The organism is Billgrantia tianxiuensis (assembly GCF_009834345.1).
In the GTDB taxonomy this organism is placed as follows: Bacteria; Pseudomonadota; Gammaproteobacteria; order Pseudomonadales; family Halomonadaceae; genus Halomonas; species Halomonas tianxiuensis.
In genome coordinates, this window is record NZ_CP035042.1 from 3,916,031 (window position 1) to 3,933,506 (window position 17,476).

General features: G+C 65.2%; 14 protein-coding genes and 2 pseudogenes. 2 read left to right on the forward strand and 14 right to left on the reverse strand.

Annotation, left to right across the window (positions count from 1 at the left end):
• Positions 1 to 41: 41 nt before the first annotated feature.
• The 4 genes and pseudogenes from EKK97_RS18245 to EKK97_RS18260 form a co-directional block, all read right to left on the reverse strand.
• Positions 42 to 470 carry a universal stress protein gene (locus EKK97_RS18245; RefSeq protein ID WP_159554055.1) on the reverse strand — a complete coding sequence of 143 codons (429 nt, stop codon included), beginning with the start codon at positions 468 to 470 and terminating at the stop codon, positions 42 to 44.
• Between the two features lie 11 nt (positions 471 to 481).
• Positions 482 to 3,077, reverse strand: a pseudogene (locus tag EKK97_RS18250) (TRAP transporter permease).
• Positions 3,078 to 3,228: 151 nt separating this feature from the next.
• Positions 3,229 to 4,209, reverse strand: a complete 981-nt coding sequence (locus EKK97_RS18255; RefSeq protein WP_159554057.1) for a TAXI family TRAP transporter solute-binding subunit — start codon at positions 4,207 to 4,209, stop codon at positions 3,229 to 3,231.
• A gap of 284 nt (positions 4,210 to 4,493) precedes the next feature.
• On the reverse strand, positions 4,494 to 5,882 hold the full coding sequence (locus EKK97_RS18260; protein ID WP_159554059.1) for a KamA family radical SAM protein: 1,389 nt from the start codon (positions 5,880 to 5,882) through the stop codon (positions 4,494 to 4,496).
• A gap of 278 nt (positions 5,883 to 6,160) precedes the next feature.
• Here EKK97_RS18260 and EKK97_RS18265 point away from each other — a divergent pair, with 278 nt between their 5' ends.
• Positions 6,161 to 6,685: a macro domain-containing protein gene (locus tag EKK97_RS18265; RefSeq protein ID WP_159554061.1), complete on the forward strand. Its 525-nt coding sequence runs from the start codon at positions 6,161 to 6,163 to the stop codon at positions 6,683 to 6,685.
• On the opposite strand, the gene EKK97_RS18270 is transcribed toward EKK97_RS18265, so the two are convergent.
• The 3 genes and pseudogenes from EKK97_RS18270 to EKK97_RS18280 all read right to left on the reverse strand — a co-directional run bounded on the left by EKK97_RS18270 (position 6,673) and on the right by EKK97_RS18280 (position 9,513).
• On the reverse strand, positions 6,673 to 7,974 hold the full coding sequence (locus EKK97_RS18270) for a TRAP transporter large permease (protein ID WP_159554063.1): 1,302 nt from the start codon (positions 7,972 to 7,974) through the stop codon (positions 6,673 to 6,675). The two genes, EKK97_RS18265 and EKK97_RS18270, sit on opposite strands and share 13 nt — an antisense overlap.
• Positions 7,964 to 8,443 (reverse strand): TRAP transporter small permease, encoded by a 480-nt coding sequence (locus tag EKK97_RS18275; protein ID WP_159554065.1) that lies wholly within the window; start codon positions 8,441 to 8,443, stop codon positions 7,964 to 7,966. The genes EKK97_RS18270 and EKK97_RS18275 overlap by 11 nt, the downstream gene beginning before the upstream one ends.
• 60 nt (positions 8,444 to 8,503) lie before the next feature.
• Positions 8,504 to 9,513 (reverse strand): annotated as a pseudogene (locus EKK97_RS18280) (DctP family TRAP transporter solute-binding subunit).
• Between the two features lie 197 nt (positions 9,514 to 9,710).
• Here EKK97_RS18280 and EKK97_RS18285 point away from each other — a divergent pair.
• Entirely contained in the window at positions 9,711 to 10,568 is an 858-nt protein-coding gene (locus EKK97_RS18285; protein WP_159555855.1) for a DMT family transporter, read from the forward strand.
• On the opposite strand, the gene EKK97_RS18290 is transcribed toward EKK97_RS18285, so the two are convergent.
• The 7 genes from EKK97_RS18290 to EKK97_RS18320 all read right to left on the reverse strand — a co-directional run bounded on the left by EKK97_RS18290 (position 10,554) and on the right by EKK97_RS18320 (position 17,452).
• Complete coding sequence (locus EKK97_RS18290) at positions 10,554 to 11,084, reverse strand: DUF192 domain-containing protein (RefSeq protein ID WP_159554067.1); 531 nt, start codon at positions 11,082 to 11,084, stop codon at positions 10,554 to 10,556. The genes EKK97_RS18285 and EKK97_RS18290 overlap by 15 nt on opposite strands.
• A complete protein-coding gene (locus EKK97_RS18295; RefSeq protein ID WP_234286728.1) occupies positions 11,081 to 12,241 on the reverse strand; it encodes an ABC transporter ATP-binding protein in 1,161 nt (386 codons plus the stop codon). Before EKK97_RS18295 ends, EKK97_RS18290 begins: the two co-directional genes overlap by 4 nt.
• Positions 12,234 to 12,902 carry a molybdate ABC transporter permease subunit gene (modB, locus tag EKK97_RS18300; RefSeq protein WP_159554069.1) on the reverse strand — a complete coding sequence of 223 codons (669 nt, stop codon included), beginning with the start codon at positions 12,900 to 12,902 and terminating at the stop codon, positions 12,234 to 12,236. The genes EKK97_RS18295 and modB overlap by 8 nt, the downstream gene beginning before the upstream one ends.
• Positions 12,902 to 13,729 carry a molybdate ABC transporter substrate-binding protein gene (modA, locus tag EKK97_RS18305; protein ID WP_159554071.1) on the reverse strand — a complete coding sequence of 276 codons (828 nt, stop codon included), beginning with the start codon at positions 13,727 to 13,729 and terminating at the stop codon, positions 12,902 to 12,904. The genes modB and modA overlap by 1 nt, the downstream gene beginning before the upstream one ends.
• 102 nt (positions 13,730 to 13,831) lie before the next feature.
• Entirely contained in the window at positions 13,832 to 14,566 is a 735-nt protein-coding gene (locus EKK97_RS18310) for a GntR family transcriptional regulator (protein ID WP_159554073.1), read from the reverse strand.
• A 91-nt stretch (positions 14,567 to 14,657) separates the two neighbouring features.
• Positions 14,658 to 16,145 (reverse strand): pyruvate kinase, encoded by a 1,488-nt coding sequence (pyk, locus tag EKK97_RS18315; RefSeq protein WP_159554075.1) that lies wholly within the window; start codon positions 16,143 to 16,145, stop codon positions 14,658 to 14,660.
• A complete protein-coding gene (locus EKK97_RS18320; RefSeq protein WP_422672860.1) occupies positions 16,142 to 17,452 on the reverse strand; it encodes a glycerate kinase type-2 family protein in 1,311 nt (436 codons plus the stop codon). The genes pyk and EKK97_RS18320 overlap by 4 nt, the downstream gene beginning before the upstream one ends.
• Positions 17,453 to 17,476 lie beyond the last annotated feature (24 nt).

A 17,476-nucleotide genomic window follows, 5' to 3' on the forward strand; every position in this document is an offset into this window, starting at 1 on the left:
GGCGTAACGCGTTTTGCCGAGAGCAAGGAGGCATTACGCCTTTAGCGAACGATCATTACCGACATCTTGGAATGGTGCACCACGTGCTCGGCGTTGGGGCCCAGCACATAGTCGGCGAATTTACGCTTGTTGTGCGAGGCCATCACGATCAGGTCGACGTCGAGCTTCTTGGCTGCCTTGACGATCGCCTCCCACGGCGAGCCGTCGACGATCACCGATTGCACCTTGATGTCCTCGGGAACGTTCTCCTCGATGAAACGGTGCTGCGCCTGGGACAGCGCCTCGTGTGCCTTCTTCGCGAAGTCGCTCGGGAAATAGGAGCCGACCAGCGGCATGTGATAGTCGGGTAGTACCGTCACCACATGCAGCGAGGCGCCGAAAGTACGACACAGGGTCAAGGCCGTAGGCAGCGCCTTGGTCCATGAGGACTCTTCGTTGAGGTCCACTGACAGCAGAATCTTGTTGTACATCTTCACCCTCCTCAAGCGGCATGGGCGGTCGATGGCTGCTGCTGGCGACGCCGACGCTGCAACAGCACTACGAGGCCGAACACCAGGAAGCCAGGGATCCACATCCACTCCTTGGCCCAGCGATCCACCGGCGCCAGCACCTCGATGATCTCCTGGTCGAAGTCGAAGCCGAGATCCGCCGCCAGGCTGCCGAACTCGACGAAGTCGACGGTGGCCTGGTCGCCTTCCACCCACAGCTCCATACCCAATCGTTCCATTCGCTCCTCGGCCGAGTCGCCGCGCGGTACCGGCACCAGCACGTAGGTGGTCATCGGATCGCCAAAGGCGTCCTCACCGGCGATCTGCACACGTAGCTGGCTGCCGTCGTCCACCGCTGCCAGCGCCTGGGCGAATTCCGCCGGGGGGATGGACTCATAGGGGTCGTGTATGCGGTCCATCCAGAAGGCGGGGCGGAACAGGGTGAAGGCAACGAGCAGCAGCAGGATCGACTCGTACCAACGGTTGCGCACCAGGAAGTAGCCCTGCGTGCCGGCAGCGAAGATCAGCATGGCGATGGTCGCTATGACGAAGATCACGATGCCCTGTACCCACCCGACGTCGATCAACAGCAGGTCGGTATTGAAGATGAACAGGAATGGCAATGCCGCGGTACGCAGGCTGTAGTAGAACGCCTGGAAGCCAGTACGTAGCGGATCGCCGCCGGAAACCGCAGCGGCGGCGAACGAGGCCAGCCCCACAGGGGGCGTCACGTCGGCCATGATGCCGAAGTAGAACACGAACAGATGCACCGCGATCAGCGGCACGATCAGACCGTTCTGCTGGCCCAGCAGTACGATCACCGGCGCCATCAGGGCCGATACCACGATGTAGTTGGCGGTGGTGGGCAGACCCATGCCGAGGATCAGGCTGAGAACGGCGGTCAGCAGCAGGATCAGCATCAGGTTGCCCATGGCGAGTATCTCGACCACATCGGCGAGTACCAGGCCAACCCCAGTCTGCGAGACCGCCCCGACCACGATACCGGCCGTCGCGGTGGCGATACCGATACCGATCATGTTGCGGGCACCCGCGACCAGGCCGTCCCACAGATCAAGGAAGCCCTCCTTGATGTCCGCTACAAGGCGGCTGCGGCCACGGAAGAAGGCAGTGATAGGGCGTTGGGTAATCATGATGAAGATCATGAACACCGTCGCCCAGAACGCCGACAGGCCCGGAGACAGGCGCTCGACCATCAAGCACCAGACAAGCACGATGACCGGCAGAATGTAGTGCAGCCCCACCATGACCGTGGGTTTGGTTTGCGGCAACGTCACCACCTTGGAGGTGGGGTCGTCGAGTTCCAGCTCGGGTAGTAAGAGCCGAGCTTGAGCAGGCCCACATAGACGACGGCCAGCACCACGCCAACCACCCAGGGCGTGGCATCGCCGAGCACCGGCTTGAGCCAACCGAGACCGTAGTAGACGGCGAACGATAGTGCCATGAGCAGGATCAGGCCGGTCAGGAAGCCGATCGCCTTGTTGAGGAAAGGGCGTACCGGGTTGCTCGACGGCAGCCCCTTCATATCCGCCTTGAGCGCCTCGAGGTGGACGATGTAGATCAGCGCGATATAGGAGATTACCGCCGGCAGGAAGGCGTGCTTGATGACTTCTACATAGGGAATGCCGACATATTCGACCATCAGGAAGGCCGCCGCCCCCATCACCGGCGGCATGATCTGGCCGTTCACCGAAGAGGAGACTTCCACCGCGCCGGCCTTCTCGGCCGAGAATCCGACCCGCTTCATCATCGGGATGGTAAAGGTGCCGGTGGTCACCGTATTGGCGATAGAGGAGCCGGAGATCAGGCCGGTCATGCCGGAGGCAACGACGGCAGCCTTGGCCGGCCCACCCTTGTAGTGGCCGAGCAGCGAGAAAGCGACCTTGATGAAATAGTTCCCCGCACCCGCCTTGTCGAGCAGAGCGCCGAACAGCACGAACAGGAATACGAAGCTAGTGGAGACCCCAGCGCAATGCCGAACACCCCTTGGGTGGTCAGCCACTGATGATTGATCAGGCCATACAGGCTGACCCCACGATGAGCCAGGATGCCCGGCATGTAGGGGCCGAACAACGAGTAGAGGATGAACACTGAAGCGACGATCGCCAGCGGCGGCCCGAGCGCACGGCGGGTCGCCTCGAGCAGTACCACGATACCCACGACACCCACGATCACGTCCTGCAGGATCGGCGAACCGGGACGCTGGGAGAGTTCGGCATAGAACAGATAGATATAGGCGGCACAGAAGGCACCCACCAGCCCGAGGACCCAGTCCTGCAGCGGAATGCGGTCACGCGGCGAGCGCTTGAGTGCCGGATAGGCCATGAATGCCAGGAAGGTGGCGAAGGCCAGGTGAATCGAACGCGCCTCGGTGGCATTGAATACCCCGAAGCGGAACAGAAAAGGTAGCGGAGAAGCAATCCAGAGCTGGAACAGCGACCAGGCGGCCGCCACGCCGACCAGCAGCTTTCCCGGGACACCCAGCGGCTTGCGCGCCCCAGTGTCGCTCGAGGCTACCATATCCTCGAGGTCGGCCTCGGGCTTGTGTGGATTCGTCTTTTCGTCAGTCATTACCGTGTGCCCCACGATCGCTTTAGCTCTGAAAATTACCGGCTCCGAGAAGCCAGCTCATTCAAAGGCCAGTGGCCGGTCAAAACGGATGCGCGGACCCCCTAGGGTCCGCGCATCTCACCTGAGGGAATCTCTACCCCTCAATGCCACATCACTCGATCCAGCCACGCTCACGATAGTAGCGAGCGGCACCATCATGCAGTGGTGCAGTCAGGCCGTCGGAGATCATGTCTTCCTCGTTGAGATTCTCGAACGCCGGGTGCAGGCGCTTGAAGCGATCGAAATTCTCGAATACCGCCTTGACGGTCTCGTAGACGACTTCTTCATCCGTGGCAGTGGAAGTGACGAAGGTTGCCGCGACGCCGAAGGTCTCGACGTCCTCGTCGTTGCCACGATACAGACCGCCAGGAATGACCGAACGGGTGTAGTAGGGATACTCCTCGATCAGGGCATCGATCTCGTCACCGGTCACCGGCACGATGCGCGCATCGATGGTGGTGGTGGCCTCTTGGATGGAGCCGTTGGGGTGGCCCACCACGTAGACCATGGCATCGATGTTATTGTCGGCGAGAGCCGCGGCCTGCTCGGCGGCATCCAACTGGGAAGCCAGCGAGAAGGTGTTGGTGTCCCAACCCATCGCTTCCATCACCACATTCATCGTGTTGCGCTGGCCGGAGCCCGGGTTGCCGATGTTGACGCGCTTGCCGGGGAAGTCGGTGAAGTGCTCGATGCCGGAGTCGGCACGTGCCACCACGGTCAGCGGCTCACCATGCATGGTGAAGACGGCACGCATGTCTTCCCAGGCGCCGTCGGATTCGAAGTTGTCCTCGCCGTGGTAGGCGCGGTACTGCACGTCGGACTGCACCACGCCCATGTCGAGCTCGCCGCTACGCATGCCGTTGACGTTGGCCACGGAACCGCCAGTGGACGGGGCGTTACAGCGAATGTTGTGCTCGTCGCTGCCGCGATTCACCATGCGACAGACTGACTGACCCACCACGTAGTAGACGCCGGTTTGACCGCCGGTGCCGATGGTGATGAAGCGATCCTGCGCTACGGCCGGTGCAGAGAACATGGCGGCGCCCAGGAGCGCTCCCGAGAAGGCTGCCGCGGAGAAAGCATGGCGTTTCATTAACACACCTCTTGACGTTATTGGCTAGCTGTCATTGCTGGAAAGCAAAGTCCCTGAGTTGCCAGGCGCTTGGCCTTTGGCTGCGGTTGCCACCGCTCCCCTCTACTTTAGCGAAAAAAACGTCGTGACGATGGGTCTTTTTCAACTGGCTTAATTCTAGTCGCGTTTTTCGTTTAGTGATCGTTAATGCCTGCTGGGCATGACCCATGAGCGTACATAACCGCCACCGAATGAAACGCCATGCGCGTGACGGTTCCCGCGCGGCGCGCAGCCCTTCTGAGAGGCTAGGACGCTTGGAGGATCAGCTCCCGCTTGTACTCCTTCATCGCCGCGAAATCCTCCTCGAAGAAGAACTCGCTCTCGCCCAGCGCCGGTTCGAGGTGATTGAGCCAGGTGGCGGTCTCGTCGTACTTGGCGAAGAACGGTCGCTGCACCCAGTCGCTGTCACGGCCCTGGATGAAGCGCAGTACGAACACCTTCTCGCCGTGTATCTCGGTCACACCCTGGATTTCCACCTTGCCCGGATCGGCCGACATGGAGGGCCCGCGGGCGGTGCGTGCCAGTCCCGGTATCCGCCTGATCGCCTCGCGATAGATCTCCCACGCACGGACCAAAGGCACCTCGAAGTAGTGGCGGGCCCCGGTATCGCGCTCGACGAACATGTAGTAGGGAATCATCCCCAGGCGCACCTGGGTGATCCACATGCGCGCCCATTGTCCGGCATCGTCGTTGATGTGCTTGAGCAGTGGCGCCTGGGTACGAATCTCGGCGCCGGCAGCACGGATACGGCGGATCGCCTCACGGCAGATGGGAGTTTCCATCTCGCGCCAGTGGTTGAAGTGCGCCATGAAGGCGACATGCTTGCCGGCAGCGGTCAGCTCACGAAACAGCGCCAGGACATCCTCGGCGTCCGGGTCGGTGACGAAGCGGTAGGGCCAGAACGTCAGGCTCTTGGAGCCGATGCGGATGTCCTGGACGTGATCCAGCTCCGGCGCCATCAGCCCTTCCAGGTATTGGCGCAGGTGCTTGGCCTTCATCACCATGGGATCGCCGCCGGTCATCAACAGGTCGGTGACCTCGGTGTGCTCGGCCAGGTAGCGATGCAGCGAATCGGCTTCGCTGGAGGCGAACTTGAGATCCTTGTCGCCGACGAACTGTGCCCAGCGGAAGCAGAAAGTGCAGTAGCTGTGACAAACCTGGCCCTGGCTGGGGAAGAACAGCACCGTCTCACGATACTTGTGCTGCATGCCGGGCAACAGCTCGCCATCGAGCAGCGGCAGGTTGAGATCCATCTGGCCCGCCGGATGCGGGTTGAGTTCGGCGCGTATTCGCTCGATCACCGGTTTCATTTCGGCGGCATCGGCGTCACGGCGCAGCAGCTCGGCTACCGCGTCGAAGTGCTCGGGCCTGAGCATGCCGCGCTGCGGGAAGGTAAGCTGAAAGACGGGATCGGCCGGTATGTCGTTCCAGTCGATCAGCTCTTCGATGACATACTCGTTGACCCGAAACGGCAGTACCTGGCTGACCACCCGCATTTCGAAACGCAGGTCTTCAGGCAGAGACTGAATCGCCTCGATCTTGTCCAATTGGCGATGGGTGTAGACCTTGAATTGCCGGGCCTCGATGGGCTCGGCCCCTGCCTGGCCGAGTTCGACGTTCACGCGCTGGTTCATTGCCTCCTCCTGTTGTCATGGCCCTGGCCAGCGACACGCACAGAGACGCCTTTGCACCGGTCATGGGCCGGCACAGCCAGGGCTTATCGGGGGAGCACATTGGTACCGTCTTGAGCAGTGAGATGCAAGTTTTGGAGGCGAATTGCAACGAATGTCACGAAAAAAGCAAGCAAATGCAACGCATCGTCTCACCTAGAGTCGTCACACCCCGCGCGCCATACTTGAATCGGCACCGCGCCGCTGTCCAAACTGACAAGACACACCATGAGGAATGCCACATGCCAGCCAAAGTGGAGTGCGTGCGGGGCAACATCGCCGACCAGCCCGATATCGACGTCGTCGTCAACGCTGCCAATGCCGCCCTGCGCCCAGGCGGCGGCGTCGCTGGGGCACTGCATCGGGCAGCCGGGCCGGAACTCGAGCAGGCTTGCCGTCCGTTGGCGCCGATCGAGCCCGGCCAGGCGGTGATCACCGAGGCGTTCGGGCTACCCAACCGCCACGTGATTCATTGCCTGGGGCCGGTATACGGGCGCGACAGGCCAGAAGCGGAACTGCTCGCTGCCTGCTATCGCAACGCACTCGAGCTGGCCGAACGCCATGGGCTTGCCAGCATTGCCTTTCCGGCCCTGTCAGCAGGCGCCTTCGGCTACCCCCTCGAGGAAGTGGCCCGGATCGCCCTCGCCACGGTTCGCGAAACGCTACCTCGCTGCCCCGGTATCGCCAAGGTGCGCTTCGTACTGTTCGACGCCGGCAGCACCAAAGTCTTCCAGCGCACCCTGACCTCCCGGGATCAGACGTTGTAGCCGAGTACCCTTGGCAACCACAGCGCGATTTCCGGGAAGATCGCGACCAGCGCCAGGGCGCTGGCCATGGCCAGCACGAACAGTAGTGCCCAGCCTACGGTCTGCTCGAGGCGAATCTTGGCAATCTCGGTGGTGACCATCAGATTGACCGCCACCGGCGGCGTGAACTGACCGATGGCAATGTTCATCGCCAGCAGGATGCCGAACCACACCGGGTTCCAACCGAAGTGCTGCATCACCGGGATCAGGATCGGCATCATGATCAGATAGATCGAGATGGCATCGAGCAGCATGCCCGCCAGCAGCACCGCCAGCATGATCAGGATCAGCAGCAGCACGCCGCTGTCGGACAGGCTGATGATCCACTCCGCCAGGTGACGGAAGGTGCCGAGCATGGTGCCGGCCCAGGCGAAGATACCGGCCAGGGCGATGATCAGCATCACTACACCGGAGATCACCGCCGCTTCGCCGAACAGGCTCCACAAGTCGCGCCAACCGATTTCTCGGGTCAGGAACAGCCCGACCAGGGCGCCATAGGCTACCGCCACCACGGCCGCTTCAGTGGGCGTGAACAGTCCCGAGCGCAACCCGCCCAGAATCAGTACCGGGGCGAACAGCGCCGGCAATGCCTGCTTGAAGCTCCCCCACCTTCGGCCGCTCGGCGAGCGGCATGGCATTGCCCCCTCCCAGCCGTACCGCCGGGAGACCAACAGCGCCGGTACCAGCAGCGCCAGACCGGCCAATATGCCGGGAAACAGCCCGGCCGCGAACAGCGCCCGCAGGTCGACCCCGGGCACCACGATGGAGTAGAGGATCAGCGCCACCGAAGGCGGAATCAGGATTGCGGTGGAAGCGGAAGCGGCGATCAGCGTGGCCGAGAAGGGCTTGGGATAACCCGCCTTGGTCATGCTCGGCAGCATCACCATGGCCACCGCGGCGGCATCCGCCGGACCGGAGCCACTCATGCCACCCATGATCATGCAGACCAGCACTGCCACCAGGGCAAGCCCGCCATGGCGCGGCCCGATCAGCGCCTGGGCGAAGCGCACCAGGCGCAACGCCACCCCGGCGCGCTCGAAGATCAGCCCGGTCATGATGAACAGCGGAATGGCGATCAACGGATACTTGGCGATGCTGTTGTAGGTATTGGTGCCAAGCGTCGCCAGCATCGCGGGCGGCAGCCCCATGACGATGCCGACCGCACCGGCCAGCGCCAGCGAGAAGGCCACCGGCACGCCGGCGATCAACAGCCCGGCAAAGGCCAGGATCATCCAAAGGTCAGGGCTCATCGTCGAGTCTCCCGCGCCAGCGGTCGAGTATCTGCTGTGCTAACCGCACCAGCATGGTGGCCGAGAGCAGCGGCAGCCACAGCAGGTACCACCACTGCGGCAGCCCAAGCCCTGGAGACAATGACTCCCACTGATACTCCTGCCAGGTGAGCTTGGCACCGTACCAAGTGATCAGGCCCAGCACGGTGGCACCGCACAGGCCCTGGAAAAGGATCAGGGCCCGCCGCGGGCCGGCCGGCAGGTGACGCTCGAGCAGACCGATTCGAATATGGCCGTTACGGCGCAACGCGACCGAGGCACCGGCAAAGGTCAGCACCACCAGCAGGAACACCGAGAACTCTTCGGTGAAAGCCAGCGAGCCGCCGCTCACATAACGTGTGATGACGTTGCCCAGGCTGATCAGCGAAATGACGGCCAGCGCCAACGAGCCCAGCCAGCGCTCGGGCCTGGCATCGGGAGAGAATTTCATGACAGCCTCGCGATAGAGACCCGGCGCCAGCAGTGGAGCCGGGTCGGCGGGAAAGTGGGCTCAGCGCTCCTCGATGGCCTGGCGTGCCGCTTCGACCAGTTCCGGACCGATGCGAGGAGTCCACTTCTCATGCACGCTCTGGGTGGCGTTGACGAAAGCGCGATGCTGCTCTTCGGTGAGTTCGGTGACTTGCACGCCACGTTCCTGGATGGCCGCAAGACGCTCGCTCTCCTGCTCGCGAGTCATGGCGATCTCCCACTCCCCGGCTTCGACGGCGGTCTCGCGCAGGATCTCGCGCTGCTCCTCGGAGAGCGTCTCCCATACCTGCTGGTTGACGGCGAAGATCAGCGGATCGTTCATGTAGTTCCACAGGGTCAGGTACTCCTGCCCGACCTGGTCGATGCGCGCCACGTCGAACACCGAGAGCGGGTTCTCCTGGCCATCCACGGCACCGGTGGTGAGTGCCGGCTGGGCATCGGTCCAGCTCATCTGGGTGGGATCGGCGCCCAATGCGGTGAAGGTGTCCTGGAACAGCGGCGAGCCGACCACGCGGATCTTCAAGCCGTTGAGATCGCCGGGTTCGGTGATCGGACCGCGCGAATTGGAGATCTGGCGGAAGCCATTCTCGCCCCAGGCCAGCGGAATCACGCCGCGCGACTCGATGGCCTCGAAGATCATTTCGCCGGCCTCGCCGCCGGTCACGGCATCCACGGCCGCCTCGTCGGGCATGAAGAACGGCAGCGAGAAGAGGTTGAGCTCGGGTACCTGGGGCGACCAGTTGATGGTCGAGCCCACGGCCACATCGATCAAACCGGAACGCATGGCGGAGAACTCACGGGTCTGGTCGCCGGCCACCAGCTGTGAGTTGGGATAGACGCGCAGGGTGAGTTCACCCCGGTGCGCTCCTCCACCAGTTCGGCCCATTTCTCCGCCGCCTGGCCCCAGGGGAAGGCATCGGACAGCACGGTGGAAACGGAAAGCTCGCGTGCCTGCGCCGTGAGCGAAGCGGTCAGCACGGCGGCACCGGCCAAGGCCGCAGCGATACGGGTGATACGGCTTGCTGAATTCATGACGTGTCCTTGCAGCTGATGAGGCCAGCTCCGACAGGGCCGGCCGTGATTATCGTTCTGGCGGGCATCGACGAGCATCGCCACGCCTCGACATTCTACGATGTCATGCGTTGAATGGTAGCCCGATAACGATATCGGGCGACGCGGAGGTTTTGGACTGCTACCCTCGCCTGGCCGAATTCATCGAGGAAGCCGACGTGCCACTGCGCGACCTGCTGCTGGGCCTGGTGATCGTGGCGATCTGGGCCCTGAACATCATCGTCATCAAGCTGGGCGTCGCGGAACTGCCACCGCTACTGCTGACGACCTTGCGCTTCATCCTGGTCGCCGCCCTGCTGGTGCCCTTTCATCCCGTGGCGCGTCACCAGTTGCCCTTCCTCGTGATGATCTCGGCAACCTTCGGCACCCTGCACTTCGCCCTACTGTTCATCGGCCTGGGCCAGGCCGAGGCCGGCACCGGCGCGCTGCTGGTGCAGATGGGCACGCCCTTCGCCACCCTGCTGGCGGTGATCTTCCTCGGCGAGCGCCTGAGCGCCAAGCGCCTGGCGGGACTCGTGCTCTCGTTCGGTGGCGTGGTCGTACTGGCCGGCGGACCCAGCCTGCCCTCACCGCTGCCCATGGCCCTGCTGCTGCTCAGCGCCTTCGGCTGGGCGGTGTCGCAGCTATTGATCAAGAAGGGGCCCAATATCGCCCCCCTGGCATTGGCCGGATGGACGGCGCTGTTCGCCGTGCCTCAGGTGGCACTCGGCTCCTGGTGGTTCGAGCACGATCACATGAGCGCCATGGCGGCGGCTGGCTGGTTCGGCTGGGGTGCGGTGTTCTACACCGCCGTGATGTCGTCGATCGTCGCCTACGGCCTGTGGTATGGCCTGCTGCGACGCCACCCGGTGAGCCGCCTGGCGCCGCTGAGCCTGTTGGTGCCAGCGGGCGCCGTGGTACTGGGCATCGTGCTGCTGGGCGAGGCGCTCAACGCCCATATCCTGATCGGCGGCGCCATGGTCCTCGCCGGCGTGGCGCTGATCGTGATCCGCTTCAGAGCCTTATTCGGCCGCTGACGGGCAGGCACTCTGGCGCCCAGGCCAGCGCACGCAGGCGCCCTCCTCGATGCCGCGCGCCGCGAAGAAGCCGGCATTGACCTCCAGCGCCGCATGATAGGTGACTCCGGCCACGGTGACCGGGCAGTCGTAGGGGTTACGCGATGTGCACGGCTGCATGGTATGCAGGGCGGTGATCCGCCCCTCGGCGTCAAGGAAGGCGATATCCAGCGGGATGCGGGTGCGGTACATCCAGAAACCGCCCTGGGGCGGCTGGGGCTCCTGATAGAGGAACAACATGCCGGCCTCCGGGTCGAGGTGGTCGCGATCCATCAACCCCTTCTGGCGCTCGGCCGAGGTGCGCGCCAGCTCCACTGCCAGCCGGTAGCGCTCGCCGCCGGCATGAATCTCCAGCGGCACACGCTCGAGCGTCGAGGGCTCATCGGCAGCCGCAGGCCACGGCCAGGCCATGGACAGCAGTGCCAGCACGATGATGCTCGCCAGCCCGCCGCCATTCAGTACTTGATCACGGATCATGTCGCCATCTCCTTGGGTTCGTCGGGCAACAGGTGGATACCGGCCGCCAACAGCGAGACCTGCACCCTTTCACCGCGAGCCAGGGCACTGCGCCTGGCGGCATGGGTGGAGATATCGAAGCGCAGCGTTTCTCCGACCGGCTCGACATCCACCGCCAGCGTGGTGGTGCCTCCCATTACGATCATTTCGCTCACCACACCCTCGACGACATTCTCGCGCTTGCCCTCGGCGGCCCGCGTTCCCCGATGTAGCACCACGTCGGAATCGGGCAGGTACCAGCTCACGCGCTGTCCCGGCGTACAGGCATCGAGACCCTGAGCCACCTCGAGCATGAGCGGTCCCCACTGTAGCCGACGCCCATCGGTGGCCGCTACCACCCGCCCCTCGAACAGGTTGTGGCGGTCCAGCAGCCGTGCCACCTCGGCGCTGGCCGGACGACGAAAGAGTGTCTCGGCATCGCCCTCCTGCAGACTCCTTCCTCCATGCAGTACGCAGAGCCGGTCGGCAAGGGCGACTGCCTCATCCAGGTCGTGGGTGACCAGCAGGATGGGAATGCGAATCTGCTCGCGCAGCCGGGACAGTTCGCGCTGCAACCGGCGGCGGGTTACCTGGTCCACGGCTGAAAACGGCTCGTCGAGCAGCAGTGCCCGGGGCTCGCGCGCCAGCGCTCGCGCCAATGCCACCCGCTGCCGCTGCCCGCCGGAGAGCTGCGCCGGGTAGCGCCCACCCAGCCCCTCCAGGTGCACGCGAGCCAGCCAGTGCTCGGCGCGCTCCGCCTGCTGCGAGGTCTCTAGATGGCGCAGCGCGATGCGTATGTTGTCGCGGGCACTCAGATGCGGAAACAGCGCATAGTCCTGGAACACCAGGCCTACGCGCCGCCGCTGCGGCCCACGATCGACCCCCGCCGCGGTGTCGAGCCAGGTCTCCTCGCCGCAGGCGATACGCCCCTCGCGCGGCTTCATCAGCCCGGCAATGGTTCGCAGCAGCGTGGTCTTGCCGCTGCCGGAGGGGCCGACCAGCGCCAGCATTTCGCCGGCATCGCAGTGGAACCGGGCATCGAGAGGAATGGGGCCGGACTGCTGTACGGCCACTTCCAGCCGCCCCGAGGCAGGCAGCAACTCACGGCCGGGCACAGGTCCCGTGTTGCGCTCAGACACGACGCCACCGCCTGCGGCCCGCCAGGCCGTATACCACGCCGATGGTGACGAAGGAGACCAGCAGCAGCATGGCCGACATGATGCCGGCGCCGCGCTCGTCGAAGGCCTGCACCCGGTCGTAGATGGCGATGGCCAGGGTGCGGGTCTCGCCGTCGATGGCGCCACCCACCATCAGGATCACCCCGAACTCGCCCAGGGTATGGGCGAAGGTCAGCGCCAGTGCCGAGATCACACCCGGCCAGACCAGCGGCAACTCGATGCGCAGGAAGGTCTGCCACGGCGAGAGCCCACAGCACCAGGCCGCCTCCCGCAGGTTGGCCGGCACCGCCTCGAAGGCGCGCTGGATCGGCTGCACGGCGAACGGCAGGTTGGCTACCAGCGAGGCCAGCAGGATGCCGGTGAAAGTGAAGTTGAGTCCCTCGCCGGTGAGACGATGCCAGAATGCTCCGAAGGGAGCGTCGCGGCCAAAGCTCATCATCAGGTAGAAGCCCAGCACCGTGGGCGGCATCACCAGCGGTAGCGCCACCAGGGCCTCGCACAGCGGTTTGCCGCGAAAGCTCGCCTGGGCGAGCACGCGGCCAAGCCACAGGCCTAAGGGCAGCAGGAACAGGCAGGTCAGCACCGCCAGCTGCAGCGAGACCGAGAGCGCCGTCCAGTCCATCAGGGCGTCTCGCTCCCTTCGCCGCTCGCGTCTTCGCCAGCCTCGCCGGGAAGGCGGAAACCATAGCGGGACAGGATCTCCCGGGCTTCGTCCTCCTGCAGCCAGGCGTAGAAGGCCCGGGCGGTCTCGCCGGCTCCCTTGACCAGCGCCATGCGCTGCACCAGCGGCTCGTGCCAGGCTTCGGGAATCAACAGGAAATCGCCGCGCTCGGCCAGCGGCGGCGCCAGTACCAGCGACTCGGCCACCAGGCCGCCGCGCGCATCGTCGGAAAGGGCGAACTGGGCCGCCTGGGAGACGTTCTCGCCGAATACGCGCAGTGGCGTAGTGGCTTCCCATAGCCCGGCCTGCTCGATCACCTGACGCGCCGCCACCCCGTAGGGTGCATGCTCGGGGTTGGCCAGGGCGATACGCTGTCGCCCTTCTCCCCGTTCGAACCCGGCCAGGGCCTCCTGCACGCCGGCAAGCGGCGCCTCGGTGGATGGCAGGTCGCCACGCCCGGCCCGCTGCAGCCAGACCAGCCGGCCCACGGCATAGACCTCGCTCCCTTCCTCCAGCAGGCCGGCCTCCTCCAGTGCCTCGACGTTGATTTCGTCGGCCGAGAGGAACACCTCGAACGGTGCGCCCTGCTGGATCTGGCGCCGGAAGTTGCCTGAAGCGCCGTAGTTGACGCGCACGCTGTGCCCCGTTTCGGCCTCGAACGCCGCCAGCAGTTCGGGGAAGGCGAACTGCAGCGACGAGGCCGCGGCGACGATCGGCGACGCTGCCTGAGCCGGACTCCACGTCAGGACCAGACAGACGGCTACCAGCCAGCGGGGGAAAAATTTCATCGTGAGCGTCCCAGGCGCAGGGAATGACGTGACGGCATTGTCATTCAGCGGCTGCGGCCGGTAAAGCCGGCCAGGGGAGGTACCACCACCAACATCGTGGAATCAGGAGGCAACGTCCTCGCGCTGACCGAGGATCGCCATCAGGTCGATGCGTGTTTCGCGAGTGGTCAGATCGAGCAGCCCTTCCAGCGCCTGGAGGTGATCGTGAACGCAGCGCCGCGCCGCTTCGCCGTCGCCGCTGCGCAGGTGAGCGAGCAGCGCCGGATGATCCTCGGCCAGGTAGCAGCTCGCCAGGCCGGCGCGCTTGTACAGTGCGATGACGATGGAGGTACGCAGGATCAAGTCGGTCAACATCGCTCCGAGCACGCGATTGGGCGAGTGCTCGGCGAGCAGGTGATGGATGGCCAGCGAGCGCTCGATACGCTCAGGCTCGTCGCCGCGAGCATGGGCATCGGCCTCCTGCTCGACCAGCGTGGCAATGTTCGCCAGCAGCTCGTTGTCGAGCCGGCCGGCCAACAGTGCCGCCACTTCCCCTTCCACCAGGCGACGGGCAGCGAAGGTTTCGCGGGTCTCCTCGATGCTCGGCGCGCGTACCCGGGCCACCTGGTTGGGCTGCTGGCTGACGACATGATCGGCCGCCAGCCGGGTCAGCGCCTTGCGTACCACCGAGCGGCTGACGCCGAATATCTCGCCCAGCGCCACCTCCGGCAGCCGTGTGCCGGGCGGCAGACGCTGGGTCAACACGGCAGTGCGTACCTTGTCGACAATGAAGCGGTCGCTGATCCGTCCACCGCCCCGCGTCTCGGCGGCAATCTCGTCCTGCCAGGTAGTGCTCATGAGCCGACCTCGTCTCCCTCGTTCATGAGCCTACCTTCGCATGTTTCCCCGATCCTGGCCACACGAATGCCCACTTTCTGTATACAAAACCTCAGGCCGGAGAATGTTTCTCGGAAACATCCAATATCTTCAGGGTATTGGTTCCACCGTGGGCGTTCATGTGGTCGCCCCGGGTCAGGATGACATGATCCCCCGGTTCGGCAATCCCCTGTTCCACCAACAGCGCCAGCGCCCGGTCGTTGAGCTCGCTGGCGGCCATCGCCGTGGTGTCGAACGGCAGCGAGACCACCCCGCGGTAGAGCGCCATGCGCCGCTGGGCGATGGGGCTGTGGGCCAGCCCGACGATGGGCAGCCCCGAGCGGATGCGCGAGGCGATCAGCGGGGTGTAGCCGGTGGAGGTCATGCAGGCGATGGCGGCCACCCCGGTGAGGTGGTTGGCGGCATACATGGCCGACAGCGCAATGGTCTCGTCGATGCGCGAGAAGCCCTCGTGGATGCGGTGGCCCGACTCCTGGGCGATGCGCTCGCGCTCGGCGCCGAGGCACACCCGGCGCATCGCTTCCAGCGTCTCCACCGGGTAGTCGCCGGCGGCGGTCTCGGCCGAGAGCATCACCGCGTCGGTGCCGTCGAGCACGGCGTTGGCGACGTCGAACACCTCGGCGCGGGTGGGCAGCGGCGAGGTAATCATCGACTCCATCATCTGGGTCGCGGTGATCACCGCGCGGTTGAGCGTGCGGGCGCGCTTGATGATGCGCTTTTGCATGCCGATCAGCTTCTCGTCGCCGATTTCCACACCGAGATCGCCGCGCGCCACCATCACCGCCTCGGAGGCCTCGATGATGCCGTTCAGGGTGGCGTCGTCGGCCACCGCCTCGGCGCGCTCGAGCTTGGCGACCAGGCCGATCTCCTTGCCCGCCTCGCCCAGCAGGCGGCGCGCCTCGTGCATGTCCTCGGCCGAGCGCGGGAAGGAGACGGCCAGATAATCCACGCCGATCTCGATGGCGGTTGCGAGGTCGGCCTTGTCCTTGTCGGTGAGCGCCGGGGCCGAGAGTCCGCCGCCCTGCTTGTTGATGCCCTTGTTGTTGGAGAGCTTGCCGCCGGTGACCACGGTGGTGTGGACCTGTTCGCCCGCGACGCGCTCCACCACGAGCACCAGGCGGCCGTCGTCGAGCAGCAGGCGATCGCCGGGGGCGACATCGTCGATCAGCTGCTTGTAGTCGCAGCCGACGCGGGTGGCGTCGCCGGCGTCGCTGGCGAGTGCCATGTCGAGCACGAAGGGCTGGCCCTCCTCGAGCACCACGGCGCCGTCCTGGAAACGGGCAATGCGGATCTTGGGCCCCTGCAGGTCGCCCAGGGCGGCGACGCTGCGTCCCAGGCGGTCGGCGATCTGGCGCACGGCGATCAGTCGGCGGCGGTGGTCGGCGGCGCTGCCGTGGGAGAAGTTGAGGCGCACCACGTCGACGCCGGTGCGGATCATCGCCTCCAGCACGCCCTCGCGATCGCTGGCCGGCCCCAGGGTGGCGACGATCTTGGTGCGGCGGATGGGGTCGTGAATGGGAGCGTGTGGCGGAAGCGTCATGGTGTCCTCGGCAAGACCAGGATGGCACGGAAGTCGTTGACATTGGTTCGAGTCGGCCCAGTGACGATCAGTCGATCCAATGCCTGGAAGAAAGTATACGCGTCGTTACGTGACAGGTAATCGGCCGGTTCGAGGCCTCGCTCCTTGGCACGGTTCCAATCATCGGGCGAGAACAGCGCGCCGGCATTGTCTTCGGAGCCGTCGATGCCATCGGTATCGATGGCCAGGGCGTGGACGCCCGCAACACCTTCCAGCGCCTCGAACAGTCCCAGCAAGTATTCGACGTTACGCCCGCCGCGACCGTCGCCGCGCACGGTGACGCTGGTCTCGCCGCCGGAGAGGATCAGCAATGGCGAAGCGACCTCGTCGTGGGCCTCGAGCGCCAGGCGCGCCTGGGCACGCCCCAGTTCGCGGGCCTCGCCCTCAAGGTCGTCGCCCAGCACCTTCACCGTCACGCCGGCCGCTTCGGCCGCGGCCCTGGCAGCCTCCAGCGCATCCCGGGCACGCGCCAGGGTGACGCTGTCGTCGCGTTCGAAGGCTTCGTCGTTGGGCGATGGCGCTCCCTGAACCTGCTCCAGATGACGACGCACGTGAGCGGGCACCTCGATGCCGTAGCGCTCCAGCACCGCCAGGGCATCGGCCGGGGTCGAGCGATCCGGTAGGGTCGGCCCCGAGGCGATCTGCGTGGCGACGTCGCCGGGGATGTCGGAGATCAGCCAGGTCAACACCTGGGCGGGGTGCGCCGCCGCCGCCAGGCGTCCGCCCTTGATCGCCGAAAGATGGCGGCGCACCGTGTTCATCTGGCCGATGGGAGCCCCGCACCGCAGCAGCTCGCGGTTGATGGCCTGCTTGTCGGCAAGCGAGATGCCCTCGGCAGGCAGCGTCATCAAGGCCGAGCCGCCACCGGAGATCAGCGCGATCACGCGGTCGTCCTCATCCAGCCCCTCGACGGCTTCGAGCATGCGCCGGGCCGCCTTTTCGCCCAAGTCGTCGGGCATCGGGTGAGAGGCTTCGAGTACGTCGATCACCTCGCATGGCTCGCCATGCCCGTAGCGCGTGACCACCAGTCCGGAGAGCGGTGCGTCAGGACAGCGCTCTTGCCAGGCGCGCTCCAGCGCTGCGGCCATGGCCGCAGCGGCCTTACCGGCGCCCACCACCACGGTGCGACCCGGAGGAGGGTCGGGTAGCAGGTCGGCGACCAGGGTATCGGGATGCACGGCGGTCACGGCAACGTCGGCGAGCTGGCGCAACCACGCTGCCACGTCCGCCGTTGAGTCGAGGGAAGGAAGATCAGGAGTCATGGACATACACCTCACTGGCGACAGGCTTCG

Coding starts and splice junctions, on each gene's coding strand:
- EKK97_RS18245 (WP_159554055.1), bottom strand. CDS start 470: ATGTACAACAAGATTCTGCTGTCAGTGGACCTCAACGAAGAGTCCTCA.
- EKK97_RS18255 (WP_159554057.1), bottom strand. CDS start 4,209: ATGAAACGCCATGCTTTCTCCGCGGCAGCCTTCTCGGGAGCGCTCCTG.
- EKK97_RS18260 (WP_159554059.1), bottom strand. CDS start 5,882: ATGAACCAGCGCGTGAACGTCGAACTCGGCCAGGCAGGGGCCGAGCCC.
- EKK97_RS18265 (WP_159554061.1), top strand. CDS start 6,161: ATGCCAGCCAAAGTGGAGTGCGTGCGGGGCAACATCGCCGACCAGCCC.
- EKK97_RS18270 (WP_159554063.1), bottom strand. CDS start 7,974: ATGAGCCCTGACCTTTGGATGATCCTGGCCTTTGCCGGGCTGTTGATC.
- EKK97_RS18275 (WP_159554065.1), bottom strand. CDS start 8,443: ATGAAATTCTCTCCCGATGCCAGGCCCGAGCGCTGGCTGGGCTCGTTG.
- EKK97_RS18290 (WP_159554067.1), bottom strand. CDS start 11,084: ATGATCCGTGATCAAGTACTGAATGGCGGCGGGCTGGCGAGCATCATC.
- modB (WP_159554069.1), bottom strand. CDS start 12,902: ATGGACTGGACGGCGCTCTCGGTCTCGCTGCAGCTGGCGGTGCTGACC.
- modA (WP_159554071.1), bottom strand. CDS start 13,729: ATGAAATTTTTCCCCCGCTGGCTGGTAGCCGTCTGTCTGGTCCTGACG.
- EKK97_RS18310 (WP_159554073.1), bottom strand. CDS start 14,566: ATGAGCACTACCTGGCAGGACGAGATTGCCGCCGAGACGCGGGGCGGT.
- pyk (WP_159554075.1), bottom strand. CDS start 16,145: ATGACGCTTCCGCCACACGCTCCCATTCACGACCCCATCCGCCGCACC.
- EKK97_RS18320 (WP_422672860.1), bottom strand. CDS start 17,452: ATGTCCATGACTCCTGATCTTCCTTCCCTCGACTCAACGGCGGACGTG.